General features: G+C 64.8%; 10 protein-coding genes and 1 pseudogene. 8 read left to right on the top strand and 3 right to left on the bottom strand.

What is annotated here, in order from left to right; translation table 11 throughout:
• The 7 genes and pseudogenes from mhpB (at position 1) to C4K40_RS18380 (ending at position 7,199) form a co-directional block, all read left to right on the top strand.
• On the top strand, positions 1–945 hold the full coding sequence (mhpB, locus tag C4K40_RS18410) for a 3-carboxyethylcatechol 2,3-dioxygenase (RefSeq protein WP_053130889.1): 945 nt from the start codon (positions 1–3) through the stop codon (positions 943–945).
• A 19-nt stretch (positions 946–964) separates the two neighbouring features.
• Positions 965–1,828 carry an alpha/beta fold hydrolase gene (locus C4K40_RS18405; RefSeq protein ID WP_053130886.1) on the top strand — a complete coding sequence of 288 codons (864 nt, stop codon included), beginning with the start codon at positions 965–967 and terminating at the stop codon, positions 1,826–1,828.
• Positions 1,829–1,843: 15 nt separating this feature from the next.
• Positions 1,844–2,638 carry a 2-keto-4-pentenoate hydratase gene (gene mhpD, locus C4K40_RS18400; RefSeq protein ID WP_053130883.1) on the top strand — a complete coding sequence of 265 codons (795 nt, stop codon included), beginning with the start codon at positions 1,844–1,846 and terminating at the stop codon, positions 2,636–2,638.
• An 11-nt stretch (positions 2,639–2,649) separates the two neighbouring features.
• The gene (locus C4K40_RS18395; RefSeq protein WP_053130880.1) at positions 2,650–3,582 is read left to right on the top strand and encodes an acetaldehyde dehydrogenase (acetylating); all 933 of its coding nucleotides are present in this window, start codon (positions 2,650–2,652) and stop codon (positions 3,580–3,582) included.
• Complete coding sequence (mhpE, locus tag C4K40_RS18390; RefSeq protein ID WP_053130877.1) at positions 3,579–4,589, top strand: 4-hydroxy-2-oxovalerate aldolase; 1,011 nt, start codon at positions 3,579–3,581, stop codon at positions 4,587–4,589. The genes C4K40_RS18395 and mhpE overlap by 4 nt, the downstream gene beginning before the upstream one ends.
• Positions 4,590–4,668: 79 nt before the next feature.
• Complete coding sequence (gene mhpT / locus C4K40_RS18385; protein WP_022639198.1) at positions 4,669–5,850, top strand: 3-(3-hydroxy-phenyl)propionate transporter MhpT; 1,182 nt, start codon at positions 4,669–4,671, stop codon at positions 5,848–5,850.
• Positions 5,851–5,928: 78 nt separating this feature from the next.
• Positions 5,929–7,199 (top strand): annotated as a pseudogene (locus tag C4K40_RS18380) (OprD family porin).
• Positions 7,200–7,317: 118 nt separating this feature from the next.
• Here the strand turns inward: C4K40_RS18380 and C4K40_RS18375 are convergent.
• Complete coding sequence (locus C4K40_RS18375) at positions 7,318–8,112, bottom strand: DNA-binding transcriptional regulator (RefSeq protein ID WP_022639196.1); 795 nt, start codon at positions 8,110–8,112, stop codon at positions 7,318–7,320.
• 251 nt (positions 8,113–8,363) lie between these two features.
• Between C4K40_RS18375 and C4K40_RS18370 the strand changes: the two genes are divergently transcribed.
• Positions 8,364–9,410, top strand: coding sequence for an amidohydrolase family protein (locus tag C4K40_RS18370; protein ID WP_218188661.1), 1,047 nt, complete (start codon positions 8,364–8,366; stop codon positions 9,408–9,410).
• Positions 9,411–9,476: 66 nt separating this feature from the next.
• Here the strand turns inward: C4K40_RS18370 and dmpG are convergent, their stop codons facing one another.
• Both dmpG and C4K40_RS18360 read right to left on the bottom strand, forming a co-directional pair.
• Entirely contained in the window at positions 9,477–10,511 is a 1,035-nt protein-coding gene (dmpG, locus tag C4K40_RS18365; RefSeq protein WP_053130871.1) for a 4-hydroxy-2-oxovalerate aldolase, read from the bottom strand.
• Between the two features lie 11 nt (positions 10,512–10,522).
• A complete protein-coding gene (locus C4K40_RS18360; RefSeq protein ID WP_053130868.1) occupies positions 10,523–11,464 on the bottom strand; it encodes an acetaldehyde dehydrogenase (acetylating) in 942 nt (313 codons plus the stop codon).
• Positions 11,465–11,484: the final 20 nt, after the last annotated feature.

The following is an 11,484-nucleotide window of genomic DNA, read 5'->3' as shown; positions in this document are numbered from 1 at the left end:
ATGAGCGCCTACCTGCACTGTTTATCCCATACCCCGCTGGTGGGTTATGTCGACCCGGAGCAAGCGGTCCTGGCCGAAGTGGACGAGGTGATCGGCAGCGCCCGTGCGCGCATCGCCGCCTTCGACCCGGAGCTGGTGTTCCTGTTCGCCCCGGACCACTACAACGGTTTCTTCTATGACGTCATGCCAGCCTTCTGCATCGGCATGGGCGCCACCGCCATTGGCGACTTCCAGAGCCTGGCCGGCCCGCTGGACGTCCCCCGTGACATCGCCGAGGCCTGTGCTGGCGCGGTGCTGGAAGCCGGGCTGGACGTTGCCGTGTCTTACCGCATGCAGGTCGACCACGGCTTTGCCCAGCCGCTGGAGCTGCTGCTCGGCGGCCTGGCTACAAAACCGGTGATCCCGGTGTTCATCAACAGTGTGGCGGTGCCGCTGCCAGGTTTTGCTCGTGCCCGCCTGCTCGGCGAGGCCATTGGCCGCTTCGTCCGTGGTACCGGCAAGCGTGTGCTGTTTCTCGGTTCCGGCGGGTTGTCCCATCAACCACCGGTGCCGGAACTGGCCCACGTCAATGAGCGCATGGCTGATCGCTTGCTGGGCAGCGGTCGCGATTTGCCAGCCTGCGAACGCCAGGCGCGCCAGCAGCGAGTGATCAGCGCCGCCGAAGGGTTCGTGCGCGACCCGCACAGCCTGCATCCGCTCAATCCCGGTTGGGATAACCACTTTCTCGACCTGCTGGAGCAGCGCCGCTACGGCGAGCTCGATGGCATGGCCAATGCCGAACTGTCGGCGCTGGCGGGCAAGTCGACCCACGAGGTGAAGACCTGGGTCGCGGCCTTCGCCGCGCTCGCGGCGTTCGGCGACTACCAGGCCAGCGAGCGTTACTACCGGCCGATCCCCGAGTGGATCGCCGGCTTCGGCTCGCTCAGCGCACATTCCCTTACCTGATCAACGGAGGACTTCCAGCATGAACAGCATTTCCCTCAATGAAGCCGCCAGCAGCCGCTTCGCCCGGATTCGCGAAGGCGAGCTCGATCTGCAAGTGCATTACAACGATCTTGGCGAGGGTGCCGAGACCGTGGTCATGCTCCACGGTTCCGGGCCTGGTGCCAGTGGCTGGGCCAACTTCAGCCGCAACCTCGAGCCGCTGCTGAGCGCCGGTTACCGGGTGGTGCTGATGGACTGCCCGGGCTGGAGCAAGAGCGACCCGGTCATCAACCACGGCTCGCGTTCAGACCTGAACGCCACTGCGCTCAAGGGGCTGCTCGACGTACTCGGTCTCGAACGCGTGCATATCCTCGGCAACTCCATGGGCGGCCATAGCGCGGTGGCTTTCACCCTGAGCTACCCCGAGCGTGTCGGCAAACTGGTGCTGATGGGCGGTGGTACCGGCGGCGCCAGCCCGTTCGTACCGATGCCCACCGAAGGGATCAAGCTGCTCAACGGCCTGTACCGCGAGCCGACCATCGACAACCTGAAGGCGATGATGAATGTCTTCGTCTACGACCCGAGCGATCTCACCGAGGAGCTGTTCCAGACCCGCCTGGACAACATGCTCAGCCGGCGTGACCACCTGGAGAACTTCGTTGCCAGCCTGGCCGCCAATCCCAGGCAGTTCCCCGACTTCGGCGCGCGCCTGGGCGAAATCAAGGCCAGGACCCTGGTGATCTGGGGCCGCAACGACCGTTTCGTGCCGATGGATGTCGGCCTGCGCTTGATCGCCGGTATCGCCAACTCCGAGTTGCACGTGTTCAACAACTGCGGCCACTGGGCGCAGTGGGAACACGCCGACAGCTTCAACCGCCTGGTGCTGGACTTCCTCCAGCACTGATTTGAGGTACACCCCATGACCATCGATTCGCAAACCCTGGAACGCCTGGCGGGCGAGTTGCGCCGCGCCCAGCAGCAGGGCGAGGCCATCGCGCCGTTGCGTGATGCCATCGGCGCGGAAAGCGCCGAGGCGGCCTATGCCATCCAGCGCCTGAACGTCGCTCATGCTCTTGCCCAAGGACGGCGCCTGGTGGGCCGCAAGATCGGCCTGACCAACGCCAAGGTGCAGGCCCAGCTGGGAGTCGACCAGCCGGACTTCGGCAGCCTGTTCGCCGACATGTGCTATGGCGACGGGCAAAGCGTGCCCTACGCCAGCGTCATGCAGCCCAAGATCGAGGCGGAAATCGCCCTGGTGCTGGCCCGTGATCTATCCAGCGCGCAGACCACCTTCGCCGATGTGGTCGCGGCCACAGGCCAGGTGCTGCCGGCGCTGGAAATCGTCGGCAGCCGGATCCAGGGCTGGAATATCCGCTTCGCCGATACCGTGGCCGACAACGCCTCCAGTGGCTGCTTCGTGCTTGGCGGCCCGGTCCGCCCGTTGCAGGACCTCGACCTGCGCGGCGCGGCCATGCGCATGACCCGCAACGGCGAGCTGGTGTCCAGCGGCAGCGGCGCCGAGTGCCTGGGCCACCCGCTCAATGCCGCGGTGTGGCTGGCCTGCACCATGGCGCGCCTGGGCGAGCCGCTACGTGCCGGCGACATCATCCTCACCGGCGCCTTGGGGCCGATGGTGAATGTGGCGCCGGGCGACAACTTCGAAGCCGAGATCGACGGCCTGGGCCGTGTCGGCGTGACCTTCAGCGGCGAGTGATGGAGACCTCCATGAGCCAGAAACGCAAAGTCGCCATCATCGGTTCCGGCAATATCGGTACCGACCTGATGATCAAGATCCTGCGCAACGCCAAGCACCTGGAAATGGCGGCGCTGGTCGGTATCGACCCGGCCTCCGATGGCCTGGCCCGCGCCCAGCGGATGGGTGTGGCCACGACCCACGAAGGGGTTCAGGGATTGGTCCGCCTGCCAGTGTTCAAGGACATCGATTTCGTCTTCGATGCCACCAGCGCCGGTGCCCACGTGAAGAACGACGCCTTCCTGCGCGAGCACAAGGCCAACCTGCGCATGATCGACCTGACCCCCGCGGCCATCGGCCCGTACTGCGTACCGGTGGTCAACCTGGAGCAGCACTTGCAGGCGACCAACGTCAACATGGTCACCTGCGGCGGCCAGGCAACCATCCCGATGGTCGCGGCGGTATCACGGGTCGCCAAGGTGCATTACGCCGAGATCATCGCCTCCATCGCCAGCAAGTCCGCAGGCCCCGGTACCCGCGCCAACATCGACGAGTTCACCGAGACCACCAGCAAGGCCATCGAGGTGATCGGCGGCGCAGCCAAGGGCAAGGCGATCATCATCATGAACCCTGCCGAGCCGCCGCTGATGATGCGCGACACGGTGTACGTGTTGAGCGATATCGCCGACCAACAGCGAGTGGCGGCGAGTATCGAAGCGATGGCCGCGGCAGTGCAGGCCTATGTGCCGGGCTACCGGCTCAAGCAGCAGGTGCAGTTCGAGCAGGTGCGCTACCTGAAGCTGCCGGGGCAGGGGATCTTCACCGGCCTGAAGACCTCGGTGTTCCTCGAAGTCGAAGGCGCTGCCCATTACCTGCCGGCCTACGCCGGCAATCTCGACATCATGACCTCCGCCGCGCTGGCCACGGCCGAGCGCATGGCGCAAGCAATGGAGGCCTCGGCATGAACGGCAAGAAACTCTATATCTCCGACGTGACCCTGCGCGATGGCATGCACGCCATCCGCCATCAATATTCCCTGGATGACGTGCGCGCCATCGCCAGGGCACTGGACCAGGCCAAGGTCGACTCGATCGAAGTCGCCCATGGCGACGGCCTGCAGGGCTCGAGCTTCAACTATGGTTTTGGTGCCCACACCGATCTGGAGTGGATCGAAGCCGCCGCCGACGTGGTCAGCCACGCCAGGATCGCCACGTTGCTATTGCCGGGCGTCGGCACCATCCATGACTTGAAGAACGCCTACCACGCCGGTGCGCGCATCGTCCGCGTGGCCACCCACTGCACCGAGGCGGACGTCTCGCGCCAGCACATCGAGTATGCCCGTGAGCTGGGGATGGACACGGTAGGCTTCTTGATGATGAGCCACATGCAGACGCCCGAAGGGTTGGCGCAACAGGCCAAGCTGATGGAGGGTTATGGCGCCACCTGCATCTACGTGGTGGATTCCGGCGGGGCAATGAACATGCACGACATCCGCGCGCGCTTTCGTGCGGTCAAGGCCGTACTCGACCCGGCGACCGCCACCGGCATCCATGCCCACCACAACCTCAGCCTGGGGGTGGCCAACTCCATTGCCGCCGTGGAGGAGGGCTGCGACCGCATCGATGCCAGCCTCGCCGGCATGGGCGCGGGGGCTGGCAACGCTCCGCTGGAGGTGTTCATTGCCGCCGCCGACAAGCTGGGCTGGAACCACGGCACGGACCTCTACGCGCTGATGGATGCCGCCGACGACCTGGTGCGTCCGCTGCAGGACCGTCCGGTGCGCGTGGACCGTGAAACCCTGGCGCTGGGTTATGCCGGGGTGTACTCGAGCTTCCTGCGCCATGCCGAGGTCGCCGCCGCCCGCTACGGCATCAAGGCGGTGGACATACTCGTCGAGCTGGGCAAGCGCAGGATGGTGGGAGGTCAGGAAGACATGATCGTGGATGTGGCGCTGGATCTGCTCAAGCGCTGATGCCGGCGTCGAGGGCCGCTGTGCGGCCCAATCGCTCCAACGGATAACGACCCAACACAACAATAAAACGGGTGAGTTCATGACTTTTGCCAATAATCCGCCGCGCGTGGCCGTCACCATCGGCCTGTGTTTTCTCGTTGCCCTGCTCGAAGGCCTCGACCTGCAGGCCGCCGGTATCGCCGCCTCGGGCATGGCCAGTGCCTTTAGCCTGGACAAGCTGCAGATGGGCTGGGTGTTCAGCGCCGGGATCCTCGGCCTTTTGCCTGGAGCGCTGGTCGGTGGCTGGCTCGCCGATCGCTGCGGACGCAAGCGCATCCTGATCGGTTCGGTGGCGCTGTTCGGCCTGTTTTCCCTGGCCACCGCCCATGCCTGGAACCTGCCCAGCCTGTTGCTGGCGCGGCTGCTCACCGGCGCCGGGCTGGGGGCGGCGTTGCCCAACCTGATTGCCCTCACTAGCGAAGCCGCCGGGCAGCGCCTGCGCGGCAGCGCGGTCAGCCTGATGTACTGCGGCGTGCCCCTGGGCGCGGCGCTGGCCGCCGGCATCGGCATCGCCGGCTATAGCGGCGACTGGCAGCGCGTATTCCACGTCGGTGGCGCCGGGCCATTGCTGATCCTGCCGCTGCTCGCGCTCTACTTGCCCGAGTCCGGCCAGTTCCGAGCCACTGCCCAGGCCGAGCAGGGGGCCAATGTGCGTCAGGAGCTGTTCGGGCAGAGCGCCACCTGGCTGCTGTGGTTGAGCTACTTCTTCACGCTGATGGTGGTGTACATCCTGATCAACTGGCTGCCGAGCCTGTTGGTCGGCCAAGGCTTCAGCAGCCATGACGCCAGTTGGGTGATGTTCGCCCTGCAAATGGGGGCAGCCATTGGCACCTTGATCCTTGGCCAGGTGCTTGAGCGCCTGCCGGCGGGCGCCACCACAGCCCTGGTGTATGTGGGGATCCTCGCTGCCCTGGCGGGCCTGGGCCTGGCCAGCGCATTGCCGGCGATGCTCGTCGCCGGCTTCTTCGCCGGTTTCTTCGCCACTGGGGGGCAAGGCGTGCTGTATGCCCTGGCGCCGCATTTCTACAGCGTGCGCGTGCGCGCCACCGGCGTTGGCGCGGCGGTGGCGGTCGGCCGCCTAGGCGCCATGAGCGGCCCGCTGATCGCCGGCCAGATGCTGGCCCTTGGCGCCGGTTCGGGCGGAGTGCTGATGGCCTCGGCGCCAGGGGTGGTGATCGCCGCGCTGGCGCTGTTCCGCCTGATAGGCCGGCGCCCGGAATAACCCCCGCTACCCATCCTTGCTTGCACCTTGCTGCTTCGGCGGCAGGGCTTCCTATAACTACAAGAAAGTGAAGAAGTCATGCACAAGACCTTGAAAACCTGGCAGGCCCTGACTATCGGCCTGCTTGGCGCCGACCCCTGCCACGCCACCGGCTTCATCGACGACAGCCATGCCGAGCTCGCGCTACGCAACTACTACTTCGATCGCAATTACCTGGGCCAGACACCACAAGCGGCAGCTCGTGAATGGGCCCAGGGTTTCATCCTCAACATCAACTCGGGGTTCAGCGACGGGCCGGTGGGTTTTGGCCTGGACGCCAAGGGCATGCTCGGCGTGAAGCTCGACTCGTCGCCCGACCGCGCTGGTACCGGCCTGTTGCCCTTCGACCGTGTCACCCATGAACCGGCCGATAGCTATAGTGAGCTGGGCCTGACGGGCAAGATGCGCATCTCGCGGACCGAGCTGCAAGGTGGGTCGATCAGCACCTTCCTGCCGATTGCCTTCGCCAGCCCGACCCGGTTGTTGCCGCAAACCTTCCGTGGCGCCTATCTACGCTCCAGTGATATCGAGCGCCTGACCCTGCATGCCGGCTGGCTCGATCGCATCAACCTGCGCGACTCCACCGATTACCAAAAGATGAGCGTCGCCGCGCCCAATGGGCGTTTCAACGGCGCGGCGACCTCCGACCGCTTCCTCTTTCTTGGGGGGACTACGCCTGGCCCGAGGCGTTGACGCTGCGTTACTACCATGCCGAGCTGGATCAACTGTACCGCAAGGATTTCCTCGGCTTCGTCGATGAGCGCAGGCTGGGTCCCGGTCGCCTGAAGAGTGATTTTCGGCTGTTCGTCACGGGCGAAGACGGCACGGCCAAGGCGGGGCAGGTCGACAACCGCAATACGGCGCTGATGCTCACCTATGCCTGGGCCAGCCACAGTCTTGGCGTCGGCTACATGCGCCTGGATGGCGATACCGCGATGCCCTACCTGTACGGGACTGAGCCGCTGGTCATCACCGAAGGCACATTGAGCTCGGAGTTCCTCAATCCCGGGGAACGCAGCTGGCAGGTCAAGTTCGACCAGGATTTCGCCCCGTTCGGTGTGCCAGGGCTCAAGGGCATGCTGCGTTATGTCCGTGGGGACAATATCGAATTGGCGCGTTTTGGCGGCGGCGGGCTGAGCGAAAGCGAGAAGGACGTGGAGGTGTCGTACGTGGTGCAACAGGGGACGTTCAAGAATGTGGCGCTACGCCTGCGCCATGCCTGGTATCGCAACGACTTCCTGGCCGGCGCCTCCCAGCGGGACGACAACGAATTGCGGATCAACCTGGATTACACGATCAAGCTCTGGTAACTCGACCGGCCGGTATCGGGCAAGGCCCCCCGGCTCAAGGGGCCATGCCCAGGGAGCCAGGCGTGGGCGCGCCGCAGCGGGCATGTCGTGCAGCGGCGGGCAGGGCGCGGGCCCAAGGCTACTGGGGCTCCTCCAGTTTTTCCTGGATCAGCCTGGCGGTTTTCTGCAAGGCGCCCAGATGACGCCGTGCAGCCTGTTCGATGGTCATCGCTTTGGCCACGTACACCAGGTTCAGGCAGCCCAGCAAACGTTGTCCGGCGAGTATCGGCACGGCGATCGAAGCGATTTTTTCCTCGCGGTTCCAAGCCATGAAGTTCTCTCCGTATCCCTGGTGCCTGACCCTGCGCAGCACGTTCTCAAGTTGTGGGATATTGCGTGCCAACTGGAACTCCTTGCCTTCACGCTCCGCCAGCAGGGTGAGTATCTGTTCACGTTCGGCATCCCCGCAGAACGCGAGGTAGGTCAAGCCTGTAGCGGTTTGCAAGAGCGGCAAGCGGCGACCGATCATCGAGCGGTGAAACGACAGGCGGCTGAAGCGATGGGTTGTCTCGCGCACCACCATTGCGTCCACATCCAGCGTGCAGATGTCGGTCGGCCATACTACCTCCTGCAGCAGCTCGGCCAGCAACGGCGCCGCGATGGCGCTGATCCATTGTTCATCGCGAAAGCCTTCGCTCAGTTCACGCACCTTGAGGGCCAGGCGGAAGCTGTCATCGGACTCGCTGCGGCGCACATAACCTTCGTCTTGCAGGGTCTCCAGCAGCCGCCGCACGGTGGTGCGGTGCAGGCCGGTGAGCTCGGCCAGCCGGGTCGGGCTGGCGCCGCCGTCGAGGCGGTTCAGGGCATTGAGCAAGGCCAGGCCACGGCTCAAGCCACGCACGGTCTTGTAGTCGGAACCTCGATCAGTATTCACGAAAAATCCTTATAAAATAATGATGTGCATCTAGTGCACAGCAAGGCGGTTTTTCATTGTAGGGCAATCGAGGCCATTCCTATACTCGCCGCAACAGCTACCGGTGCCCCACCAGGGGATTACAGCATGCGCTGTGCCTGGTGCTTCCACCCCTTGCCTGCGTCCTTGCTCTGCTAAGGCCTGGCAACGCTCCTCCAGCTCCCCGTAGCAGGCCGCACGCTGGTTCACCCTTCAGACAAAAGGCATTCACCATGAATCGAAGACAAGTCCTCCAAAGCATGGCTACCACCGCTACCGTCGCAGCGGTTTCTGGTTTGCCGGCAACCCGCGCCCGTGCCTCTCAAACCGCCGGGCCCACCGATGGCGCCGTTGCCAAGGACGCTCGGCGCATCGATACCCATCAGCATGTCGTTCCAGCGTTCTACGGCAAGTGGCTCGAATCCCGAGGTATCACCGCAGGGGGCTTGCCTATTCCAAGCTGGAGCGTCGAGGGCGCGCTGGACCTGATGGACAGCAATGGCATCGCCACCGGGATACTCTCGGTGTCCACTCCGGGCGTGCATCTTGGGAACGATGCAGAGGCGCGGGTGAAGGCCAGGGAGGTCAACGAGTTTTGTGCCGAGCTCGTCGACAAGCATCCCGGGCGCTTTGGTTTCTTCGCCACCTTGACGCTGCCGGATGTCGAGGGCGCTATCGAACAAGCCGAGTATGCCTTGGGCACATTGAAAGCCGACGGCGTCGTCCTGCTGGCGAACGTGCGCGGGACTTACCTGGGCGCGCCGGAGTGGGACCCGCTCATGGAGGCATTGAACCGTCACCGGGCCACGGTATTCGTGCATCCCTCGGAGCTGCCTGCCGAACCGGTGGATGGGATTCCACCCTATGCCGCGGACTTCCTCCTGGATACCACTCGGGCGGCGCTGAACCTGGCCAAGCGCGGTTGCCTGGAGCGCTACCCCGAACTGAAGATCATCCTGTCCCATGGGGGCGGATTCCTTCCTTATGCCGCTGAGCGCATGGCCCGTGTCTGCTCCGACGATGGCAGCACCGAGCGAGGAATCCAGCGTTTGCGCAAGTTCTACTTCGATACCGCGCTGTCCAGTAGCCCCTATGCGTTCCCGGCGCTGCTGGCGTTCGCCAAGCCCGAGAACATCACTTTCGGCAGCGACTGGCCCTATGCCAATAAAGAGCGTTCCAGCCACTTCACCAGCTTGCTGGATACTTTCGGCTTCACCGCTGCCCAGCGCTTGGCGGTCAATCGCCAAAACGCCTTGCGCCTGTTCCCCCGCCTGGCCTGACCCTTGGCTGTGCGGCCAGGGGCGCCCGATACCCGAGTGCTTGGGCACCGGGTATCGGGCGCTGTCTCAGGTGGGCAGCACTTCGAGCTTGAGCAGATCCAGGGCGACGTCGACGATCATGTCTTCCTGGCCTCCGACCATGCGCCGCTTGCCCAGCTCCACCAGGATGTCGAGGGTCTTGAGGCCGTATTTGTCAGCGGCCACTTCCGCATGGCGCAGGAAGCTTGAATACACGCCGGCATAACCGAGGCCGAGGGTTTCGCGGTCGACCCGCACCGGGCGATCCTGCAGGGGGCGGACGATGTCGTCGGCCGCGTCCATCAGGGTGTAGAGATCGGTGCCGTGATTCCAGCCCGCGCGCTCGGCTGCGGCGATGAAGACTTCCAACGGAGCGTTGCCCGCGCCCGCGCCCATGCCGGCGAGGCTGGCGTCGATGCGGTCGCAGCCTTCTTCCACCGCGACCATGGAGTTGGCCACCCCGAGGCTGAGGTTGTGATGGGCATGCATGCCGGTCTGGGTTTGTGGGTCCAGGACCGCCTTGAATGCTCGCATGCGCTCGCGGATATCGTGCATGTTCATCGCGCCGCCGGAGTCGGCCATGTAGATGCACTGCGCGCCGTAGCTCTCCATCAGCTTGGCTTGTTGCGCCAACCCTTCGGGCGTCTGCATATGGCTCATCATCAGAAAGCCCACGGCCTCCATGCCCAGCTCCCGGGCATATTCGATGTGCTGTCTGGACACGTCCGCCTCGGTGCAGTGGGTGGCCACGCGAACGATCCGCGCGCCGGCCTCATAGGCGTTCTTCAAGTCGTGGACGGTGCCGATGCCGGGCAGCAACAGCGTGGCGATCTTGGCGTGGCGGAGCTCGCCGGCCACGGCCTCGATGTATTCGAGATCGCCGTGGCGGCCGAAGCCATAGTTGAAGGACGAGCCCTGCAGGCCGTCGCCATGGGCCACTTCGATGGAGTCCACCCGGGCCCGGTCCAGGGCCCGGGCAATGGCCCGCACCGAGTCCAGGGAATACTGGTGGCGTATCGCATGGCTGCCGTCGCGCAGGGTGACGTCGGAGATGTAGAGCTTCTTGCCTGGATCGAAAGTCATGTGCTCGCTCCTCAGCCGTTGAGCATCGATTGGGCCATGCGCTCGGCCGTGGCCAGCGCGGCGGAGGTCATGATGTCGAGGTTGCCGGCATAGGCCGGCAGGTAATGGGCAGCGCCTTCGACCTCGAGGAACACCGAGGTCTTGAGTCCACTGAACTGACCATGGCCGGGAATGTTCAGCGGGGCGGATGGCGCGATGAGGTCGAACTGCACCCTCTGCTTGAGCCGGTAGCCCGGCACGTAGGCCCGCACGGCGGCGGCCATCTGCTCGATGCTGGCTTCGACTCGGGTTCGGTCGGCTTCCTCGGACAGCACGAACACCGTATCGCGCATCACCATCGGCGGCTCGGCGGGGTTCATGATGATGATCGCCTTGCCCTTGGCTGCGCCGCCGATCACCTCGATGGCCTTGCTGGTGGTCTCGGTGAACTCGTCGATGTTGGCGCGGGTACCGGGGCCTGCGGACTTGCTGGCGATGGAGGCGATGATCTCGGCGTAATGCACCTTGGCGACCCGCGATACCGCCGCGACCATCGGGATGGTGGCCTGGCCGCCGCAGGTGACCATGTTGACGTTGGTCGCCTGCAAGTGCTGCTCCAGGTTGACCACCGGCACGCAGTACGGGCCGATGGCCGCGGGGGTCAGGTCGATCAGGCGGATGCCTGGCTTCAGTTCACGCAGGAAACCGGCATTGCGCACATGGGCGCTGGCGCTGGTGGCATCGAAGACGAAATCGATCTCGTTGAACACCGGCAGGCGGCTCAGCCCCTCGATGCCCCCATGGGTCGTGGCGACTCCCAGCCGCTGGGCTCGGGCCAGGCCGTCGGAGGCCGGGTCGATGCCGACCATGGCGGCCATTTCCAGGTGTTGTGCATTTCGCATCAGCTTGATCATCAGGTCGGTGCCGATATTGCCGGAACCGACGATGGCGACTTTGAGTTTCTTGGTAGTCATTCTGATTCTCCAGGCGTGCG

The sequence above is a fragment of the Pseudomonas sp. CMR5c genome (assembly GCF_003850545.1).
Classification (GTDB): Bacteria; Pseudomonadota; Gammaproteobacteria; order Pseudomonadales; family Pseudomonadaceae; genus Aquipseudomonas; species Aquipseudomonas piscis.
Note: the sequence above shows the minus strand (reverse complement) of the source record. Positions and strands in the feature narration are given on the sequence as shown.